Source organism: Pseudonocardia sp. Ae331_Ps2 (genome assembly GCF_001932405.1).
GTDB lineage: Bacteria > Actinomycetota > Actinomycetes > Mycobacteriales > Pseudonocardiaceae > Pseudonocardia.
Window position 1 is genome coordinate 4,657,828 of sequence record NZ_MCIM01000001.1, and the last position, 19,051, is coordinate 4,676,878.

At 73.2% G+C, this 19,051-nt stretch carries 17 protein-coding genes; 9 read left to right on the forward strand and 8 right to left on the reverse strand.

The window, feature by feature from the left end:
• Nucleotides 1-115: 115 nt before the first annotated feature.
• Nucleotides 116-1,927 carry a glycoside hydrolase family 16 protein gene (locus tag Ae331Ps2_RS22010; protein ID WP_139318742.1) on the forward strand — a complete coding sequence of 604 codons (1,812 nt, stop codon included), beginning with the start codon at nt 116-118 and terminating at the stop codon, nt 1,925-1,927.
• Here the strand turns inward: Ae331Ps2_RS22010 and Ae331Ps2_RS22015 are convergent, their stop codons facing one another.
• Complete coding sequence (locus Ae331Ps2_RS22015) at nt 1,928-2,488, reverse strand: helix-turn-helix domain-containing protein (protein ID WP_075306728.1); 561 nt, start codon at nt 2,486-2,488, stop codon at nt 1,928-1,930.
• A 54-nt stretch (nt 2,489-2,542) separates the two neighbouring features.
• Here Ae331Ps2_RS22015 and Ae331Ps2_RS22020 point away from each other — a divergent pair, with 54 nt between their 5' ends.
• Genes Ae331Ps2_RS22020 through Ae331Ps2_RS22030 form a run of 3 tightly spaced genes read left to right on the forward strand, consistent with a single transcriptional unit; the run spans nt 2,543 to nt 5,039 of the window.
• Nucleotides 2,543-3,217: an AzlC family ABC transporter permease gene (locus Ae331Ps2_RS22020; RefSeq protein WP_075306727.1), complete on the forward strand. Its 675-nt coding sequence runs from the start codon at nt 2,543-2,545 to the stop codon at nt 3,215-3,217.
• Entirely contained in the window at nt 3,214-3,522 is a 309-nt protein-coding gene (locus Ae331Ps2_RS22025) for an AzlD domain-containing protein (RefSeq protein WP_075306726.1), read from the forward strand. The genes Ae331Ps2_RS22020 and Ae331Ps2_RS22025 overlap by 4 nt, the downstream gene beginning before the upstream one ends.
• A 53-nt stretch (nt 3,523-3,575) precedes the next feature.
• Nucleotides 3,576-5,039, forward strand: coding sequence for a DUF2867 domain-containing protein (locus Ae331Ps2_RS22030; protein WP_075306725.1), 1,464 nt, complete (start codon nt 3,576-3,578; stop codon nt 5,037-5,039).
• A 143-nt stretch (nt 5,040-5,182) separates the two neighbouring features.
• Here Ae331Ps2_RS22030 and Ae331Ps2_RS22035 read toward each other — a convergent pair whose 3' ends face one another.
• From Ae331Ps2_RS22035 to Ae331Ps2_RS22050, 4 genes are read right to left on the reverse strand one after another with little or no spacing between them, the layout of a single operon-like run.
• Nucleotides 5,183-6,421: an ABC transporter ATP-binding protein gene (locus tag Ae331Ps2_RS22035; RefSeq protein ID WP_075306724.1), complete on the reverse strand. Its 1,239-nt coding sequence runs from the start codon at nt 6,419-6,421 to the stop codon at nt 5,183-5,185.
• Nucleotides 6,422-6,463: 42 nt separating this feature from the next.
• On the reverse strand, nt 6,464-7,297 hold the full coding sequence (locus Ae331Ps2_RS22040; RefSeq protein ID WP_075311884.1) for a carbohydrate ABC transporter permease: 834 nt from the start codon (nt 7,295-7,297) through the stop codon (nt 6,464-6,466).
• Nucleotides 7,297-8,259, reverse strand: coding sequence for a carbohydrate ABC transporter permease (locus tag Ae331Ps2_RS22045; RefSeq protein ID WP_075306723.1), 963 nt, complete (start codon nt 8,257-8,259; stop codon nt 7,297-7,299). The genes Ae331Ps2_RS22040 and Ae331Ps2_RS22045 overlap by 1 nt, the downstream gene beginning before the upstream one ends.
• Entirely contained in the window at nt 8,256-9,551 is a 1,296-nt protein-coding gene (locus tag Ae331Ps2_RS22050; protein WP_075306722.1) for an extracellular solute-binding protein, read from the reverse strand. The genes Ae331Ps2_RS22045 and Ae331Ps2_RS22050 overlap by 4 nt, the downstream gene beginning before the upstream one ends.
• Before the next feature lie 225 nt (nt 9,552-9,776).
• On the opposite strand from Ae331Ps2_RS22050, the gene Ae331Ps2_RS22055 reads away from it, so the two are divergent.
• From Ae331Ps2_RS22055 to pdxT, 4 genes are all read left to right on the forward strand, one after another.
• The gene (locus Ae331Ps2_RS22055; protein ID WP_139318741.1) at nt 9,777-10,811 is read left to right on the forward strand and encodes a LacI family DNA-binding transcriptional regulator; all 1,035 of its coding nucleotides are present in this window, start codon (nt 9,777-9,779) and stop codon (nt 10,809-10,811) included.
• Nucleotides 10,812-12,086, forward strand: coding sequence for a DUF4032 domain-containing protein (locus tag Ae331Ps2_RS22060; RefSeq protein WP_075306720.1), 1,275 nt, complete (start codon nt 10,812-10,814; stop codon nt 12,084-12,086). It abuts the gene before it with no gap.
• Between the two features lie 61 nt (nt 12,087-12,147).
• Nucleotides 12,148-13,554 carry an NAD-dependent malic enzyme gene (locus Ae331Ps2_RS22065; RefSeq protein ID WP_020621856.1) on the forward strand — a complete coding sequence of 469 codons (1,407 nt, stop codon included), beginning with the start codon at nt 12,148-12,150 and terminating at the stop codon, nt 13,552-13,554.
• 148 nt (nt 13,555-13,702) lie between these two features.
• The gene (pdxT, locus tag Ae331Ps2_RS22070) at nt 13,703-14,332 is read left to right on the forward strand and encodes a pyridoxal 5'-phosphate synthase glutaminase subunit PdxT (protein WP_020621855.1); all 630 of its coding nucleotides are present in this window, start codon (nt 13,703-13,705) and stop codon (nt 14,330-14,332) included.
• Between the two features lie 111 nt (nt 14,333-14,443).
• On the opposite strand, the gene Ae331Ps2_RS22075 is transcribed toward pdxT, so the two are convergent.
• Together Ae331Ps2_RS22075 and Ae331Ps2_RS22080 are read right to left on the reverse strand one after the other, a co-directional pair.
• On the reverse strand, nt 14,444-15,625 hold the full coding sequence (locus Ae331Ps2_RS22075) for an oxygenase MpaB family protein (protein ID WP_020621854.1): 1,182 nt from the start codon (nt 15,623-15,625) through the stop codon (nt 14,444-14,446).
• Nucleotides 15,622-16,248 carry a TetR/AcrR family transcriptional regulator gene (locus Ae331Ps2_RS22080; protein ID WP_075306719.1) on the reverse strand — a complete coding sequence of 209 codons (627 nt, stop codon included), beginning with the start codon at nt 16,246-16,248 and terminating at the stop codon, nt 15,622-15,624. The genes Ae331Ps2_RS22075 and Ae331Ps2_RS22080 overlap by 4 nt, the downstream gene beginning before the upstream one ends.
• A gap of 137 nt (nt 16,249-16,385) precedes the next feature.
• Here Ae331Ps2_RS22080 and Ae331Ps2_RS31430 point away from each other — a divergent pair, with 137 nt between their 5' ends.
• Nucleotides 16,386-16,889: a hypothetical protein gene (locus Ae331Ps2_RS31430; protein ID WP_139318739.1), complete on the forward strand. Its 504-nt coding sequence runs from the start codon at nt 16,386-16,388 to the stop codon at nt 16,887-16,889.
• On the opposite strand, the gene Ae331Ps2_RS22085 is transcribed toward Ae331Ps2_RS31430, so the two are convergent.
• The gene (locus Ae331Ps2_RS22085; protein ID WP_139318738.1) at nt 16,820-19,039 is read right to left on the reverse strand and encodes a cation-translocating P-type ATPase; all 2,220 of its coding nucleotides are present in this window, start codon (nt 19,037-19,039) and stop codon (nt 16,820-16,822) included. The genes Ae331Ps2_RS31430 and Ae331Ps2_RS22085 overlap by 70 nt on opposite strands.
• Nucleotides 19,040-19,051: the final 12 nt, after the last annotated feature.

Here is a 19,051-nt window from a genome sequence, read left to right on the forward strand (position 1 = left end):
GCGGTCGCTCGGTGGAGGGGTTGCCTACTCGATGTGGTGACAGAGGGGCTCGTGGTGACGCTGTGGCATCTAACGTGCGATGTGGATCAGGAGACCACTGTTACGGAGGAGCCTGATGGGACACTCTGTGAGGGTCGTGGCGATCGCCGCCGCGATGTTGATCAGTTTTCCGGCCGCGGCGTTCGCGGACACCGGAGACGGTCGAGCGGTTGCGACGACGACCGCGGACTGCCCCACGACGGGCGCCACCCCGGGCGGGGGAGCCGGTTCGGGTGGTCCGGCCACCGGCGGTGACGGAGGTGCCGGGTCGGGGAAGCCCGGCGCCTCCGCCACCCCCGGGACGGCCGAGCCCGGGGGAGACGGTGCGTCCGGGAGCGGCTCCGGTGGCGACGGGGGATCGTCGGGGTCGGGTGGCTCGGGGAGCGATGCGGGGTCCGGCTCGGGTGGTGACCGTGGCTCCGGCTCCGGCTCCGGCTCCGGCTCCGGCTCCGGCTCGGGTTCGGGCTCCGGCGGAGACCAGGGGTCGGGTTCCGGTGGGGACTCCGGCAACACGACCTCGGGCACGGGCGACTCCGGCTCCGGCGACACGGGGCCCGGCGACGACACATCCCCGGGCGGTACGACGTCCCCGGGCAGCGACTCCGGCTCCGGCGGCGACCAGGGTTCCGGCGGGGACCACGGATCGGACGGCGCCACGGGCTCCGGTGGCGACTCCGGCTCCGGCGGCGACCACGGAGCCGACCAGGGGTCCGGCGGCGGCTCCGGCAGCGGCAAGGGCGCCGGAGACGAGAAGGGCGCCGGAGACGACAAGAGCGCCGGAGACGACAAGAGCCCCGGAGACGACAAGGGCTCCGACCCGACCTCGGGCCACGACACGACCTCGGGCGACGGCCAGGGCGGTTCGGCCGGCGACCAGGGCGACCAGAGTGACCAGGCCGGATCCGGCGGAGAGCAGGGCGGAGAGCAGGGCTCACCCTCGGACACGACCTCGGCGACCGCGACCCCGGGCGCGGCGCCCGGCGGCGCCACGGCCACCCCGACCGACACCTCGGCCCCCGGCGCGACCCCGGCCCCCGCGGACTGCGCCGCAGGCGCGGCCCCGGCAGGCCCTGCGGCCCCGGCGGTCCCGTCCTATCCGGGTGCGGCGACCAGCGCCGCCGTCGAGCACGGCTGGGGCGAGCCCACCAAGGTCGACGACTTCAACGGCGACGCCCTCACGGGCTGGAGCCCCTACGACGGCCCCGGCCACGCCGGCAAGGGGACCCGTTCCCCGTCGGCGATCTCGGTGAAGGACGGCGTGCTCACCATCGACGGCGACGCCGACGGCACCACCGGCGGCATGGCCTGGTCCGACAGCAGCCAGAAGTACGGCCGCTGGGAGGGCCGGGTGCGGGCGCCCGCGTCGGACCCGTCGTACAACGCGTTGCTGCTGCTCTGGCCGACCGCGGAGAACTTCCCGGTCGGCGGCGAGATCGACTTCATGGAGATGACCGACCACACCCGGCAGAAGACCAACCTGTTCCTGCACTACGGAGAGGACAACTCCCAGGTCCAGGGCTCGGTCGACATCGACGCGACCCAGTGGCACAACTGGGCGGTCGAGTGGACGCCGAAGGGCGTGACCGCCTTCGTCGACGGCAAGCAGTGGTGGCACACCGACGACACCTCGATCCTGCCTCCCGGGCCGATGCACCTGACCATCCAGCTCGACTGGTTCCCCAAGGGCGGCGGCGACGTGAAGCCCTCGGAGATGCAGGTCGACTGGGTCCGTCAGTACGCGCTGCCCGAGTCGGAGAAGGGCGAGGGGGGCTCGGGCGGTTCGGGCGGCAACGACGAGGGGCTCCTCGACGGACTGCTGCACCGCATCACCGAGGGCGGTCCGGACCCCGAGCCCGGCTCGGCGACCCGCGGCGCGAGCGGCACCTGATCAGCGGTACTCCATCACCAGCACCGCGGTGGCCCCGGGGGTGAGCGCCCGGTAACTGTGCGGCCGGTCGGCGGGGAAGGTGACGTGGTCACCCGGGTCGAGCTCGACCTGCTCGTCGTCCGGCCCGACGCTCCACCGGCCCGTGGACACCACCAGGTGCTCGACGGTGCCGGGGGAGTGGGCGTCGGCCGTCCGCGCCGGCCCGGGTTCGCAGGTGATGAGGTGCAGGTCGCGGCGAGCGCCCGGCGGACAGCGCGACAGCAGTGCGCCGGTGTACGCGGCCTCCTCCGACCGGATCGCGGGACGGTCGGCGAAGCGCACCACCCGCAGCGGCGACGACGGCGGCTCCACCAGGGCGCTGAACGGCACCCCCGCGACCACGGCGATCGCCCACAGCGTCTCGACGCTCGGGTTCCCGGTGCCCGCCTCCAGCTGCGACAGCGTCGACTTCGCGATCCCCGCGCGCCGGGCCAACTCGGCCGAGGAGATCCCGAGGCGTTCGCGCTCCCGGCGGATGGCCGCCGCGATCGTCGCGAGCGGCGGCTCAGGCGTTCGGTTCATCGTTCTCCTCGTTCGACTTGACGAACACAGGCGGTGTTGTTCACTGTATCGGGCATGCGTTCGATACAGCGAACGACCCGCGGGGACGTCCGCGATGCGCTCACCATCTCGGTGGCCGTCGCCGTCGTCGGGGTGTCCTTCGGCGCGCTCGCGCCGGCCGCCGGGCTGTCCCCGGCCATGACGATGGCGATGTCGCTGCTGGTGTTCGCGGGCGGCGCCCAGCTCCTCGTCACCGGGGTGCTCGCCGCCGGCGGAGGCATGTGGGCCGCCGTCGCCGCGGGGCTGGTGCTCAACCTGCGGCACCTGCCGTTCGGCCTGGCGCTGGCCCGCCACCTGGGTGGGGGCTGGGCGCGGCTGCCCGCGGCCCACGTCGTCACCGACGAGTCGACAGCGTTCGTGCTGGCCCGCACCGACGTCCCCGGGAGGGGGTGGCGTGCGTTCCGGATCCTCGGCGTCGTGAAGTACCTGTGCTGGCAGCTCGGCACCGCGGCCGGTCTCGTGCTCGGCGCGAGCGTGCCGGACCCGGGCGCGTTCGGCCTGGACGCGGCCTTCCCCGCCGCGATGCTGGCGATGCTCGTCCCGATGCTGCGCCGGGTCGACGCCCGCCGGGTCGGTGCCGCCGCGGCAGCGGTCTCGCTGGCCTGTGCACCGTTCCTTCCGGCGGGGCTGCCCGTGCTGGCCGGCCTGCTCGGCGTCACCGCCGCCGGACGGACGGAGGAGCAGTCGTGACCGTCGCCGCCCTGCTCGTCCTCGCCGGCGGGACCTACCTCATGCGGCTGCTGCCGCTCGTCCTGCACGACCGGGTCGCCCTGTCACCGCGCACCGTCCGCCTCGTCGAGCTGGGGGCGGCCGGGCTGCTCGTCGCGCTCGTCGCCACCGGAACATGGTTCGAGGGGGCCGGGTTCGCCGGCTGGGCCCGCCCGGCCGGGGTGGCCGTGGCCGCGGGTGCGCTGCTGCTGCGGATGCCGTTCGTGCTGGTCGTCGTCCTCGCCGCGGCGACGACGGCCGGGCTGCGCCTGGCCGGGATCGGCTGAGCCGGTCGTCACCCCGGCGCGCGCCCCGCGCCGGGGACCGCGAGGATCACCCCATGCTCGTGCTCGTCCTCGGTGCCACCGGCTACGTCGGGTCCCGGCTCGTCCCATGCCTGCTCGACGCCGGCCACGACGTGCGGGTGCTCGCCCGCACCCCGGCCAAGCTCGCCGCGCACCCGTGGGGCGACCGGGTCGACGTCGCCCGCGGCGACGCCCAGGACGCGGCCGACGTGCGCCGGGCCTGCGAGGGCGTCGACGCCGTCGTCCACCTGGTGCACGCGATGGACGGCCCCGGCTACGCCGCACGCGACCGCGCCGCCGCGCACGCGCTGGCCGACGGGGCCGCCGCGGCCGGTGTGCGTCGCATCGTCTACCTGGGCGGGCTGCAGCCCGCGGCCGGCACCCGGCGGGTGTCGCAGCACCTGTCCTCGCGCCGGGAGGTCGGTGACATCCTGCTCGCCGGTCCGGTGCCGACCGCGGTGCTGCGTGCCGGGATCGTCGTCGGGACCGGCTCGGCCAGCTTCGAGATGATCCGCCACCTCACCGAGACGGCGATGGGCGGTCCCCTGCTCCTGCCGCTGCCCGACCGGGCGTGGAACCGGATCCAGCCGATCGCCGTCGACGACGTGCTGTACGACATCGTCGGCTGCCTCGACCTGCCCGCCGAGGTGGACCGGGCGTTCGACGTCGGCGGCCCCGACGTGCACACCTACCGCTCCCTGATGAGCGAGTTCGCCGCCGAGGCCGGGCTGCTGCGGCCGTTCCCAGTGCCCGTCCCGCTGTCCGCGCCGCGGCTCACTGCCCGCGCCGTCGCCGCGCTCACCCCGGTCGGCCGGGGCCTGGCCGAGCCTCTGGTCGAGTCGATGCGCCACGAGCTGGTGGCCGACCCCGACGACCTCGCGGCCCTCGACGCGCTCATCGGCACCCCGCCCGGCGGACGGACCCCGTACCGCACCGCGGTCCGCCGTGCCCTCGACGGCGTCGGCGCGGCCGGACCGGGGCCGTCCGACCCGCCCGGCACCGGCCCGCTGGAGTGGTCGACGACCGACACCCGCGACGTGGCCGCCCCCGCCCACGCCGTCTGGTCGGTGATCGAGACGCTCGGCGGCCCGCACGGCTGGTACACCGTCCCGGGGGTCGCGACGCTGACCGGCCACCTCGACGTCCTGGCCGGCGGGCCCGGCGTGGTCCCGCGGCGGCAGGGCGACGGCCCGGCCCGGCTCGTCCCGGGGGAGCCCCTGGACCGCTGGATCGTCGAGGCGGTCGAGCCGGGGCACCGGCTGGTGCTGCGGGCCGCCGACCGGCTGCCCGGCGACGCCCGGCTGGAGCTCGCCGTCACCCCGACCGACCGGCTGACCAGCCGCTACACCCAGACCCTGCGGTTCGCCCCGCGCGGGATGGCCGGGCGGCTGGGGTGGCTGGCGGCCTACCCCTCGCAGCGTTTCGTGTTCGCGGTGATGGCCCGGACCCTGGCCGGGGTCGCCGAGACCCGCTACCGGCGCGAGGTCCGCGCCCTCTGACTCCCACGCCCCCGCAGCTCCGACGTGTGGGGTGCTGCTGCGCCCGGGAGGCGGCTGCCGGGATGCGCGAGGCGGGCGCAGGGACGCGTGGACAGCGCCGCCCGCGGTGCCGCACCCGCACGGGTGCGGCACCACGCGGCGCGTCAGCCCTGGCCGCGGGCCTGCGCCACCTGCTCGGCGCGGTCCTCGGCCGCGATCCGGGTCAGCTCGGCGCCGGCGTCGGGGTCGCGGGTGAGGTTCTCGCCCGACTCCGGGTCGAACACGTGGATCTTCCGCGCGTCCAGCCAGAACTCGGCGTCGCGGCCCTCCCGGATCCGGCTGGTCGAGTCGATCGACACGATCGCCTGGGTACGCAGCTGGTCGGCATCGAGCTCGCGCGACAGCTCCTTCAGCTTGGTCTCCACCTCGGCCGGGGCCTCGTAGGGGATGTAGGCGTACTGCGAGTCGCCCAGCCACTCGGTCACGTCGACCTTCGCGGTGAAGGTGGACCCGACGTGCTTCTTCGCCTCGTCGACCAGGGAGGCGTCCTCGAAGTACTCCGGGCGGATCCCCACCAGTACCAGGTCGCGACCGGCGATCTTCTCGGCGCGCGCGGTGTCGAGCTCGATCGGACCGAACGGCGTCTCCAGCGTGCTCCCGGAGAGCGTCGCGGGCAGGAAGTTCATCGGCGGCGACCCGATGAACCCGGCGACGAACAGGTTGACCGGCTGCTCGTAGAGCTCGCGGGGCGAGGCGACCTGCTGGATGACGCCCTTGCGCAGCACGCAGACGCGGTCGCCGAGGGTCATCGCCTCGGTCTGGTCGTGGGTGACGTAGACCGTGGTGATGCCGAGGCGGCGCTGCAGCCGGGCGATCTCGGTGCGCATCTGCCCGCGCAGCTTCGCGTCCAGGTTGGACAGCGGCTCGTCGAACAGGAACGCGTCGGCGTCACGGACGATGGCGCGGCCCATCGCGACCCGCTGGCGCTGACCTCCGGACAGGTTCGCGGGCTTGCGCTGCAGGTGCTCCTGCAGCTCCAGGACCTTCGCCGCGGCGTCGACCTTCTGCCTGACCTCGTCCTCGGGTGCCTTGGCCAGGCGCAGCGGGAACGCGATGTTCTCGAAGACCGACAGGTGCGGGTAGAGCGCGTAGTTCTGGAACACCATCGACAGGTTGCGGTCCCGCGGGGCCTTGTCGTTGACCCGGTTGCCGGCGATGATCATGTCGCCGGAGGTGATGTCCTCCAGGCCGACGATCATCCGCAGCAGCGTCGACTTCCCGCAGCCGGACGGGCCGACGAGGATCATGAACTCGCCGTCGGCGATGTCCATGCTCACGTCGTTCACGGCCGGGAAGCCGTCCCCGTACTTCTTGACGATGTTCTTCATCTCGATCGACGCCATGGCCGGTCGGTTCCTTTCCGTGTTGCGGAGCGGCAGGGCGTGTCAGCCCTTGACGGCGCCGTTGGTCAGACCGGCGACGATGCGCCGCTGGAAGATCAGGACGAGCACGACGACGGGGATGGTCACGATCACCGCGGCGGCGGCGATCGGGCCGTTGGGCGACTCGAACTGCGACGCTCCGGAGAACAGGCCCAGCGCGGCCGGGACCGGGCGGGACGCGCCGGTCGAGGTCAGCGAGATGCCGTAGGCGAAGTCGTTCCAGGCGATGAAGAACGCCAGGATCGCGGTGGTGAACACCCCGGGCGTCGCCAGCGGGACGATCACCTTGCGGAACGCCTGCCAGGTGGTGGCGCCGTCGACCTGGGCGGCCTGCTCCATCTCCCACGGGATCTCGCGGAAGAACGCCGACATGGTCCAGATCGACAGCGGCAGGGTCAGCGACAGGTAGGGGATGATCAGGCCGGGCCAGGTGTCGTAGAGCCCGATCTGGCGCCACAGGTTGAACAGCGGCGTCACGATCGAGATGACCGGGAAGATCGCCACCGCCAGCGCGGTGGACAGGATCAGCTTCTTGCCCCGGAAATCGAGCCGGGCGATCGCGTAGGCGGCGAACATCGACAGCACGCACGCCAGGAACGTCGCGATGATGCAGATGCCGAAGGAGTTGCGCAGCGCGGGCAGGAACAGCTCGGCCGCGTCGCCGACGAGGATCTGTTCGTAGTTGCTCCACGACACCGACGTCGGCAGGAACTGCTTGTTGGCGATGTCTTCGCTCGACTTCAGCGACAGCAACACGATCCAGCCCACCGGGAACAGGGCGTAGACGACGATCGCGATGCCGGCCACGATCCAGAGGACTCGCTCGCGGGTGGACATCACTTCTCCCCTCGGGCCTGGGACAGGTCGACCTTGAACCCCTTGATGAAGCCGACGCAGATGATCACGACGGACAGGAACAGCAGGACCGACACCGCGGAGCCGAGCCCGATCTCGACCCGGGCGATGGTCTGGCGGTAGGCCAGGAACGACACCGTCTCGGTGTTGTTCGCCCCCGCCGTCATGACGAACACCGAGTCGAACACGCGGAAGGCGTCCAGGGTCCGGAACAGCAGGGCGACCATGATCGCCGCCTTCATGTTCGGCAGCGTCACCTTCCACATCCGCTGCCACCAGGTCGCGCCGTCGACGCGGGCGGCCTCCTGCAGCACGTCGGGCACCTGGGCCAGACCCGCGAGCAGCAGCAGCGAGATGAACGGGGTGGTCTTCCAGATCTCGGCCAGGCAGATCACGAACAGCGACGAGCCGGTCGAGCCGAACCAGTCGGTGTCCGCCGAGACCCCGGGCAGCCAGTCGAACCAGGAGTTGACGAAGCCCGAGTCCAGGGAGAACGCGTACTGCCAGGAGAACGCCGACACGACCGTGATGACGGCGTACGGGATCAGGATCGCCGCGCGCAGGACCGGCCGGATCGCCTTGAGCGCGTTCATCATCACCAGCGCCAGCAGGAAGCCCAGCACCAGCTCGACCGCGACGGTGACCACGGTGATGAACACCGTGACGCCGAACGAGGTCCACCAGATCGAGTCGGTGAGGATGACCGCGTAGTTCTTCAGGCCGACGAACGAGATGTTCTCCGGGTCGGTCAGCCGGTAGTCGAACAGCGAGTAGTAGACGGCCTGGACGATCGGGTAGGCCGTCACCAGCAACATCACGGCGAACGCCGGCCCGGCCAGGTACCAGCCGAGCTTCTGCTCGGCACGGGCCCGGTCGCTGCCACCGCGCGGGGCGGGCGCCGCCCCCGCGGCGGGGCGCGCCGTCGTCGACTCCGTCGTCGTCACAGGAGCTCCTCCTTGGCCAGGACCGCCTTGATCAGCGCGGCGGTCGCGGGACCGACGGTCGGCGGGTCGATGCCCGCGGTCGGGTGGTAGGTGCGCTGGATCGACTCGGAGACCTCGCTGTAGTACGGGGTCTGCGGGCGCGGCTTGGCCTGCTGCAGCGACTGGGCGATCACCGGGGCCATCGGGAACTTCTCCACCACGTCCGGGTCGGTGAACACCGAGATCCGGGCGGCCGGGTTGCCGTTGGTGAGGAAGTACTGCTTCTGGTTCTCGGTCGAGACGATGCACTCGGTGGCCTTGTAGGCCAGGTCGACGTGGTTGCTGAACGCGCCGACGCCGAGGTTGATGCCGCCGTAGGGCGGCGACGAGGGCCTGCCGGCCTCGGTCTGCGGGTAGAGCGCCGCGCCGAAGTCGTCCGGTGTGGACTGCAGGACGGTACCCGCCTCGACCGCGCTGTTGACCTTGCCCCAGACGAACGGCCAGTTCACCTGGAACATCGCCTCACCGGCCTGGAAGGCGTTGGAGTTCTCGTCCTCGGAGTTGGTCGAGAACCCGGGACCGCCGACGGCGGAGACGGCCTTCATGATCTCCGCGGCCTTCGTCGCGGCGGGGGAGTCCAGCCCGAGCTGCACACCCTCCGGGTCCTGCGGCGAGGCGTTGGTGATGATCTGGCCGCCGCCGCCCTCCACCAGCGCGTTCAGCCAGACGGTCAGCGACTCGGCCCGGATGCCCTGCGCGGCGATGATCGAGTTCTTCGACCGTGCGGCCGCCACGACCTGGTCCCACGTGACCGGCTTCGACATGTCCAGCCCGGTGCCGTCGACCTGGGACTTGCGGTACCAGAGCAGCTGGGTGTTGGCCCAGAACGGCACCGTGACCAGCCTGCCGTTCCAGCTCGCGCCCTCCTTCGCGGAGTTCACGATCCCCGCTGTGGTCCGCCGGGCGACGTCCTCGGGAACAGGGGCGAGGAACTTCGCCTCGGCGAACTCGGGGATGTAGGGCGGGTCGATGGACATGATGTCGATCGAGCTGTCGTTCGCCGCGAGCCGGCGGATCAGCTGTTGGCGCTGCTCCGCGGACTGGCGCGGCAGCACCGACACCGCGATCGAGTACTCGCCGTTCGACGCCGCCGAACAACGCTGGGCGATCTCGGCCTGCCCGCCGTCGTCGGGGTTGATGTACCAGTTGAGGACCGGCGGGCCCGCGGGTGCGCCTCCGCAGCCCGCCAGCAGGGCGAGGGCGACGGCGGCCGCACCGGCGGCCAGCGTCCTCCTCCACCGTGTGCGACGCATGGTCAACTCCGAACTCCCGTGTTCGATACCGCTGCTGTCCCGACGCACGTCGGCGTCGCTGGAAGCGTTTCCAGCCGAGACTGTGAGCCCTTCACTCGGGAGTGTCAAGGCTCACAGCGCCCGCGCTGGTAGGCGACGATCCTTACTGATCAACAGGCGCTGGTCCAGCGCGGACGGATAACATCCGCTCTTGCAATCGCTTCCAGCTTTCGGCATACATGTGTCGTGCCCGAGCCGGTCAACCTGGCGGACGTGGCCCGGCTGGCCAAGGTCTCACCGGCCACCGCGTCACGTGCGCTCAGCGATCACCCCCACGTCGCCGCGGCCACCCGTGCCCGGGTGTGGGAGGCCGCGCGCGCCCTGGAGTACGTGGTCAGCCCGGACGCCGCCGGGCTCGCGCGGGGCACCACGGGGCGGATCGCCGTCGTCGTCCCGCACCTGTCCCGGTGGTGGTTCGGGGCCGCGCTGGAGGGGCTGTCCGAGGTGCTGCGCGAGGCCGGGCGCGACCTGCTGCTGTACCACCTCGGCGACGCCGCGGCCCGGCGCGCGTTCTTCGCCGAGCTGCCCGCCCGGCGCCGCGCCGACGCCGTCGTGCTGCTCGGGTTCGGCGTCGACGACGCCGAGCGTGCCCGGCTGGAGCGGATCGGTGTCGGGATCGTGTCGGCGGGGACCCGGATCGGGCACCATCCGTCGGTGTCGATCGACGAGCGCGTCGCCGGCCGCCAGGCCGTCGACCACCTGCTCCACCTCGGACACCGGAGGATCGGGATGATCGGGATGATCGTCACCACCGACCCGGAGCTGGACCCGGGCCAGCCCGCGGGGCGGGCCGCCGCCTACCGGGCCGCGCTCGCCGACGCCGGCGTCGGGTACGACCCCGCGCTGACGGTCCGCGTGCCGTGGAGCCCGGAGGGCGGGGCGCGCGCGATGGGCGAGCTGCTCGGGCTGTCCGACCCCCCGACGGCGGTCTACGCCCACACCGACGAGGTCGCCCTCGGTGCCGTCGGGACGCTGCGTCGGGCCGGGCTCGCGGTGCCCGGCGACGTGTCGGTCATCGGCATCGACGACCATCCCCTGGCCGCGCTGACCGATCTGTCCACCGTGGCCCAGCCGGCGGCCGAGCAGGGCGCCGTCGCGGCCCGGATGGCGCTGGCGACGCTGGCCGGCGACCCGGTCGACCCGCTCGCCACCCTGCCGACCCGGCTGGTCATCCGCGGCTCCACCGCCCCACCGGCCCGCGGCGCCCGGGGAGTGTCCTGAATGGATGCCTCACCGGAGCTCGTGCTGCGGGCACCCGGCCCCGAGCTGATCGCCCTGCCGTGGAACGAGCCGCTGGAGGACTGGGACGAGACGCGGGTCCCTTTGCGCGACATGGAGGTCGGTCCCAGCCGGCACCTCGTCCGGTTCGTCGAGGCCGACGGTGCACTGTGGGCGCTCAAGGACATGCCCGAGCGGATCGCCCGTCGCGAGTACGACGTGCTGCGCCGGCTCGGGCACCAGTGTCTGCCCGCGGTCCGCCCGGCCGGGCTGGTGAACCAGCCGGCGCACGAGACCGCGATCCTGGTGACCCGGTACCTGAGCGGGTCCTGGCAGTACCGCAGGCTGTTCCTGCGGCTCCCCCCGAACCGGCCGCGGCACCGCGCCCGGCTGTTCGACGCGATGATCTCGCTGCTGGTCGAGCTGCACCGGCACGGCGTGTTCTGGGGCGACTGCTCGCTGAACAACACCCTGCTCACCCGCGACGGGCAGACCCTGCAGGCCTTCCTCGTCGACGCCGAGACCAGCGAGGTGCACCCGGACGGCCTGTCCGACGGTCAGCGCGAGCACGACGTGACGATCCTGGTCGAGAACGTCGCCGCCGGGATGATCGACCTGGCGACCTCGCTGGAGCGGCCGCCGGAGATGATCCCGCAGCTGATCGACGAGGCCACCGCGCTGCCCGAGCGCTACCGGGAGCTGTGGGACGCCCTGCACGCCTCGCCGGTCTTCGCCTTCGGCGACCGCTACCGCGTCGAGGGTGCCATCCGTGAGCTCAACGACCTGGGCTTCGCCGTGGACGAGGTCTCCCTGCTGCCGGTCGGCGACGGCCGGTCCCGGCTGCACATCGCCGTCGGTGACCGGAACTACCACTCCGCGACGCTGCGCAGGCTGACCGGCGTCGAGGTGGGGGAGGGCCAGGCCCGGATCCTGCTCGGCGACCTCAACGCGCACCGCGACTGGATGCAGCGGCGCACCGGTCAGCCGGTCTCGGACCGCGCGGCCGCACGCAGCTGGATCGACCACTGTCTCGAGCCCGGCTCGGCCCGCGCGCACGCCGCGCTCGGCGGTGCCGGGGATCCGGTGCAGGCCTACTGCGACCTGCTGGAGGTGCGCTGGCTGCTGTCCGAACGGGCCGGTGCCGACGTCGGCAACGAGGCGGCACTCGCGGCGCTCGGGGCCGGTGCCCCGACCGACTCGGCGGCGAAGATGGCCGTCGCCGACGCGCCCACCGGGCCGCTGCCGCGGATCCCCGCGGAGGAGCCCGACGACCGGTGACGTGCGTCGTCACATCGTTGACGCCCCGGTAACCACACGCCTGGCGGTACTGTTCGGGGCCGTGTCCATTCCCGGTCCCGGTTACGCCATCACCGCACGCGTCGACGCCCCCGCCAACCCGACCTCGGCCGGTGACCTCACCGCCGCCGTCGGCCAGGTCGGCGGCGTCGTCACCGCCTTCGACGTCGTCGAGGCGCGCACCGAGAGTCTCGTCGTCGACATCTCGGTCAACGCCCGCAACACCGAGCACGTCGAGGAGATCAAGGCCGCCATCGAGCAGCTCGAGGGCTTCTCGGTCCGCAAGGTCTCGGACCGGACCTTCCTGCTCCACCTCGGCGGCAAGATCGAGGTCCGCTCCAAGGTGAACCTCCGCACCCGTGACGACCTGTCGCGCGCCTACACCCCGGGCGTCGCGCGGGTGTCGATGGCGATCGCGGAGAACCCGTCCGACGCCCGCCGTCTGACGATCAAGCGCAACACCGTCGCCGTCGTCACCGACGGGTCCGCGGTGCTCGGCCTGGGCAACATCGGCGCCGCCGCGGCGATGCCGGTCATGGAGGGCAAGGCGGCGCTGTTCAAGCAGTTCGCCAACGTCGACGCGTGGCCGGTCTGCCTCGACACCCAGGACACCGAGGAGATCATCCGCACCGTCCAGCTGATCGCGCCGGGCTACGGCGGCATCAACCTGGAGGACATCGCGGCGCCGCGCTGCTTCGAGATCGAGCGCCGGCTGCGCGAGCTGCTCGACATCCCGGTCTTCCACGACGACCAGCACGGCACCGCCGTCGTCGTCCTCGGCGCGCTGCGCAACGCGCTGCGCGTGGTCGGCAAGAAGTTCTCCGACGTCCGCGTGGTCGTCTGCGGGGTCGGTGCGGCCGGCTCGGCGATCATCCGGCTGCTCGGGTCGGAGGAGACCGCCGACGTCGTCGCCGTCGACGTGGACGGCATCGTCCACACCGGACGCGAGGGGATGGACGACAACCTCGCCTCGATCGCCGCGCAGACCAACAAGGACGGCAAGCAGGGCACGCTGGCCGACGCGCTCGTCGGGGCCGACGTCTTCATCGGGGTCAGCGCGCCGAACCTGTTCGGCGAGACCGAGCTGCGGTCGATGAACGACGACGCGATCGTGTTCGCGCTGGCCAACCCGGACCCCGAGGTCGACCCGACGCTGGCGATGCGCCACGCCGCCGTCGTCGCGACCGGGCGGTCGGACTACCCGAACCAGATCAACAACGTGCTCGCCTTCCCCGGCGTGTTCCGCGGCCTGCTCGACGCGCAGGCCCACGACATCACCGACGAGATGATGCTCGCGGCCTCCGCGGCGATCGCCGACGTCGTCGCCGAGCCGAACCCGTCGTTCATCGTGCCGAGCGTGTTCGACCAGAGCGTGGCCCCGGCCGTCGCCGAGGCGCTCCGCAACGCCGCCACGAAGCAGGCCAAGCGCGGCGAGGTCGAGGCGGGCTGACCCGGCCCTGCGGCGGGCGACCACCCCGGTCGGCGCGGGCACCGGCGCGGACGCCGGGCCGCGTTCGACGGGGAGGTCGCCGTACGGTGCCGCGGCTCACCCCCGGACGGGCGGTTGCCGCAGGTCGGGCGGGTCTACGCTGGTCGGCATGGCGGTGAGGATCGGTGTGCTGGCCCTGCAGGGCAACGTCCGCGAGCACGTGGCGGCGCTGACCGGGGCGGGTGCCGAGGCCGTGCCGGTCCGCCGTGCGTCCGAGCTGGCCGCGGTGGACGGCATCGTCCTGCCCGGCGGTGAGTCGACGACCATGTCGAAGCTGCTCGACACCTTCGAGCTGCTGGAGCCGCTGCGTGCCCGGCTGCGTGAGGGACTGCCCGCCTACGGCTCGTGCGCCGGCATGATCCTGCTGGCCGAGGAGATCCTGGACGGGCGGCCCGATCAGCACCAGCTCGGCGGGCTCGACGTCGTCGTGCGGCGCAACGCGTTCGGCCGGCAGGTCGACTCCTTCGAGACCGACCTGGAGTTCACCGGGCTCACCGGTGATCCGGTGCACGCGGTGTTCATCCGGGCCCCGTGGGTGGAGAAGACCGGCGGCGAGGTCGAGGTGCTCGCCACCGTCCCCGCCGTCACCAGCACCGGTGCCGATGCCGGTGAGGCCTCGGGCCGCGCGGTCGCGGTGCGGCAGGGCCCGGTGCTCGCCACCTCGTTCCACCCGGAGCTGACCGGGGACCGGCGGGTGCACGCACTGTTCGTCGACATGGTGCGGGCCGCCACCGGTTGATGCGGTGCGGGCCGCCACCGGTTGATGCGGTGCGGGCCGCCACCGGTTGATGCGGTGCGGGCCGCCACGGGGTGGTTCGGCGCGGCCACCACCGGGTGGCGCCGCGGCGGGTCAGTCGGTCGAGCCGGTGGCGCCGCGCTGGTAGGCGGTGGGCTCGCCGGGTTCGGCGGTCCGCCGGCGTTCCGCGGCCACGGTGGAGTCGATGCCCGCGTGCCACCGCTCGGGGGAGCGTCGGCGCACGGTCCGGGCACGGCGGAACCCGGCGACGGCGGGGGTCAGCAGGGCGTCGGCGACCGGAGCGTGCCGGATCTGCAGGTCCTGGCTCATCGCCGGGCCGTGGATGCGGCGGGTGATCGCGTCGAGTGCGGGCCGGGACAGCCGCGGCGGGACTCCGAGCAGGCCCCGGAGCAGCACCGAGATCGAGTCGAGGGTCGCGGCGGCGAGACGCGCGGAGTCGTCGGACACGGGCCCGGTGACGGTCTGCAGGACGTCGTCGATCCGGCGGGCCGCGTCGTGGCTGGTGATCCCCTCGACGAGCCGGGCATCGATCCCGAGCAGGTGTCCGATGTACCACCAGTAGCGGTAGAGGCCGTCGAGCTCGCGTCCGGTGAGGTCGAACCCGAACCGTTCCTCCGCGACGAAGGAGGTCAGGGTGAAGTCCATCCAGGTCCGCCCGAGGTCCACCTGGTTGATGGGGACGCCGTCGGCGGTGCTGTCGTACCCGCGGTCGAGTGCGAGCCTGCGCATGTGGGCGTGCAGCATGCGGACGTTCAGGGTCGCGACGTAGCCGGGCCGCCCGCGGCGCAGGTTGCCGGGCAGCATCGCCTGGGTCAGCCAGGCCCCGGTCTCGGAGAGCCGCTTGTCGGCGCGGTCGACGAGGCGGCCGGTGGTGGACAGGACCTTCGCGATCGACGGTGACTCGTACACGCGGACGAGGGCGCCCGCGCTGAGCGAGAGGATGTGGACCGGGGTGGGCGAGCTGAACCAGGGGCGAGGGAACTCGTCGAGCAGCTCGTCGTCGACGTAGTCGGGCGGGGTCTCGGTCTGCCGCAGCAGCGCGGCGAGGGCGGGCGGCGGGTCGTCGAGTGCGTCGAGGCCGTGCTCGATCCCGCGGTTGAGCAGCGGTCGCGCCGTCGCCGTCCCGAGCGCGTGCATCTCGTCGACGACGGCGTCGGCGAGCGGATCGCCGGTGGTCAGGGCCCACTGCATCAGGTCGGCGCGGGTCTCGCCGAACTGGGCGAGTACGGCGGTCCGGCTCGACCGGGCGGTCGGCCATGCGGCGGTGACGGTCATCGTGGCTCCTGGTCCTCGTGGTGTGGCGGGTCGGCCGGTGGCCGACCGGGCGTCGGGTGGTCGGGAACGCCGAACGCGGCGAAGAGCCGTGTGACGTCGGCGCGCATGGTCGCGGTGGGTGCGTCGGCGCCCCGCGCCATCTCGTGCAGGATCAGCCCGGACAGCGAGCGGGCGAGGGTGCGTGCGGTGTCGCGGGACGCGGTCAGCGGGGCGAACAGCGCGGCCAGCTCCTCGACGAACGCCTCGGCCATCGGGCGCAGCCGCGGGTTGTGGATCGCGCTGAGGGTCAGCTGGACGACCCCGTCCGGTGGCAGTCGGTCGCCGTAGGGGGCGCGGGCCACGACGGCCATGGCCGCGTCGACGATCCCGGCCCCGCGTTCGACGGCCTCGCGCGCGGTCCGGCGCATGTCGGCGATGGTCCGGGAGCTGGTCGCCTCGAACGCGGCGACGAGCAGGTCGTCGGCGGTGCGGAAGTGGTAGGTCGTCGAGGCGAGGGACGTCCCGGCCTTGGCGGCCACGGCGCGCTGGGTCACCGCGGCGACGCCGTCGGTGCAGATGATCTCGATGGCGGCGTCGAGCAGCGCGGCGCGGGTCCGTGCGCTGCGGGTGTGTCGTCCGTCCACAATCTGTACGGTAGTACGAATTGATGGGCGAGGGGCAACTCGGTTCCGTCACCGGGCCCCCGGGGTGGGGGTTGCCCCAGGTGCACCCGGGGGAGCGCCGTGTGGGCCGATCGGCCCGCCGCGGGGAGCATGGGGTCATGACCAGCACCGTCGTGCCCACCGGGTCGCGCCCGGCCCTGCCGTCCGCGGTGGGGCTGAGCGTGGCGCTGTGGCTCGGCGCGATCCTGGCCGGGTTCGCCGAGACCCTGGTCCGGCTGGCGGGCCCGGTGCCACCCTCGGTCGTGGAGATCCTCGCGCGCGGCGGGATCTACCTGGTGCTGGGCGTGCTGGTCGTGCAGCTGCTCTCCGGGCACGACGTGCACCGCTGGACCGTCGTCGGTGTCCTGGGGGTCCTCGGCACGGCGTCACTGGTGGTGGGGCCGCTGCGGGCGCTGGCGGGCGGGGGATCGGTCGGGCTGTTCCTGACGACCGCGACCGGCCCCGAGCTGGCCGCCGCCGCGCTGCGCGCGCTGCACGTGGCGGAGCTGCTCGCCGCCGTCGTGCTGCTGTTCCACCCCGCTGCGCAGACCTTCTACCGGGCGTCCGCCCGCACGACCTCGCCGTCGACGACCGTGGCCGGTGCGGCGGCCGGGAGCCGGTAGCGGATCAGTCGGGAGCTGTTCGCGACGACCGCGACGCTGGAGGCGTTGTGCAGGATCGCTGCGACCACCGGTGACATCGCGCCGCCCGCGGAGACCAGCAGCCCCGCCGCGTTCACCGCGATCGACATGCCGTAGTTCTGCCGGATCAGGGTGATCGACCGGCGTCCCAGGTCACGCAGGTCCAGCAGCGCGCCGAGGTCGTCCGCGGCGAGGGCCACGTCGGCGGTCTCCACCGCGACGTCGGTCCCGGCCACGCCCATCGCGATCCCGATGTCGGCCAGCGCCAGTGCCGGGGCGTCGTTCGTGCCGTCGCCGATCATCGCGACGGTGTGGCCCTGCTCCTGCAGCGCCCGCACGACGTCCTGCTTCTGCTCGGGCATGACCTCGGACCGGTACTCGGTGATGCCGAGCTCCTCGGCGACGGCCTTCGCGGTCTGCGGGTGGTCGCCGGTGAGCATGACGATCCGGGTGACGCCGTCGGCGCGCAGCCGCTCCAGCACGTCGCGGGCCTCGGCACGCACGGTGTCGCGCAGCGAGACCAGACCGACCAGGGTGCCGTCGACGGCCAGCAGCAGCGGGGTCTCCGAGGCCTTCTGCAGCCGTCGCACCCAGTCCGCGGCCTTGCGCGGCACCGTGACGCCCTGCGCGCGGAGCAGGTCGCGCGACCCGATGAGCAGCACCCGGCCGTCGGCCTGGACCCGCATGCCCTGGCCGAGCAGGACCTCGCACTCCTCGTGCGGCGGGATCTCGATCCGCCGCTCCTCGGTGGAGCGGATGACCGCCTGGGCCAGGGGGTGCCGGGAGTGGATCTCCGACGACGCGGCGTGGGCGAGGACCTGCTCGGGCGACCAGTCGTCGTGGAAGGAGATGACGTTGGTGACGATCGGGCGGCCCTGGGTCAGGGTGCCGGTCTTGTCGAACACGACCGCGTCGACCCGCCCGGCCGCCTCGAGGTGCGCGCCGCCCTTGATGAGGATGCCGCGCCGGGCGCCGTTGCCGATCGCCGCGGAGATCGCGGTCGGGGTGGACAGGCCGACCGCGCACGGGCAGGCGATGAGCAGCATCGTCATCGCGCGCCGCACGTCGCGGGTGGCGATCAGGGTCAGTGCCGAGAGCAGGAACGACGCCGGCACGAACCGGCGGGAGAAGTTCTCGCCGACGGTCTGGATCGGGGCCCGGTCGCCCTGGGCCTGCTCGACCCGGTCGATGATCCGGCCGATCGCGGTGTCCTGGCCGACGGCCGTCGCCCGGACCACGATCCGCCCGCGCAGCAGCACCGACCCGGCGTGCAGGGTGTCGCCGGGGGCGACCGAGACCGGCAGCTGCTCGCCGGTGATCGCGGCCTGGTCGGCGACGCCCTCGCCCTCGACGACCTCGCCGTCGACGGGCAGCACGATCCGCTCGTGCACCACGACCTCGTCGCCCACGGACAGGTCCGCGATGTCGACCTCGACCTCGACGGTGCTGCCGTCGGGGGCGAGCGTCCGGGTCCAGGTGCGGGTGGTGGCACCGGTGAGCAGCTCGGAGATGGCGCGCCGGGAGCGGCGCAGCGTCAGGTCCTGGAGGTACTCGCCGATGTTGAGCAGCCACAGCACGGTCAGCGCGACGACGTTCTCGCGCAGCACCAGGCTCGCGACGGTCGCCGCGGACACCAGCGCGTCGGTGCCCGCGCCCTTCCCGCCGGCGAGCGCGCGCAGCGCCCCGCGCAGGAACGGGTAGCCGGTGAAGATCGTGACGCCGGTGGCGACGGTGCGGCTGGCGGGGCCCAGCAGCGGCGGGCGGCGGAGCGCGTAGCGGCGGAATCCCAGTGCGGCGAGCGCGACGCCACCGACGACCAGGCGGGCCAGCTCGCCGTTGTGCTGGTCGGCCGAGCGCGGTGTGCGCGCCGCGGTGGCCTCCGGCTCGGCGCCCAGGCCCTTGCCGATGGCCTCGACGAGTTCGACACGGTGGCAGCCGGGGCGGTACCAGACCACGACGTTGCCGGTGCGCGGGTAGGCGTGCACCTGGCGCACCCCGCCGACGTGGTCCAGCTCGTCCTCGACGGCCACGGCCAGCGCCGTCCGCCCGCGCAGCGCGGGGACGGCGAAGCGGACGCGGCCCGCGGCGTCACTGAGGACGGTGGCCTCCGGGCCGGCGGTGTCGCTGCTCACGGTCTCGCTCGT

Coding starts and splice junctions, on each gene's coding strand:
- Ae331Ps2_RS22010 (WP_139318742.1), top strand. CDS start 116: ATGGGACACTCTGTGAGGGTCGTGGCGATCGCCGCCGCGATGTTGATC.
- Ae331Ps2_RS22020 (WP_075306727.1), top strand. CDS start 2,543: ATGCGTTCGATACAGCGAACGACCCGCGGGGACGTCCGCGATGCGCTC.
- Ae331Ps2_RS22040 (WP_075311884.1), bottom strand. CDS start 7,297: ATGTCCACCCGCGAGCGAGTCCTCTGGATCGTGGCCGGCATCGCGATC.
- Ae331Ps2_RS22015 (WP_075306728.1), bottom strand. CDS start 2,488: ATGAACCGAACGCCTGAGCCGCCGCTCGCGACGATCGCGGCGGCCATC.
- Ae331Ps2_RS22050 (WP_075306722.1), bottom strand. CDS start 9,551: ATGCGTCGCACACGGTGGAGGAGGACGCTGGCCGCCGGTGCGGCCGCC.
- pdxT (WP_020621855.1), top strand. CDS start 13,703: ATGGCGGTGAGGATCGGTGTGCTGGCCCTGCAGGGCAACGTCCGCGAG.
- Ae331Ps2_RS22035 (WP_075306724.1), bottom strand. CDS start 6,421: ATGGCGTCGATCGAGATGAAGAACATCGTCAAGAAGTACGGGGACGGC.
- Ae331Ps2_RS31430 (WP_139318739.1), top strand. CDS start 16,386: ATGACCAGCACCGTCGTGCCCACCGGGTCGCGCCCGGCCCTGCCGTCC.
- Ae331Ps2_RS22075 (WP_020621854.1), bottom strand. CDS start 15,625: ATGACCGTCACCGCCGCATGGCCGACCGCCCGGTCGAGCCGGACCGCC.
- Ae331Ps2_RS22060 (WP_075306720.1), top strand. CDS start 10,812: ATGGATGCCTCACCGGAGCTCGTGCTGCGGGCACCCGGCCCCGAGCTG.
- Ae331Ps2_RS22030 (WP_075306725.1), top strand. CDS start 3,576: ATGCTCGTGCTCGTCCTCGGTGCCACCGGCTACGTCGGGTCCCGGCTC.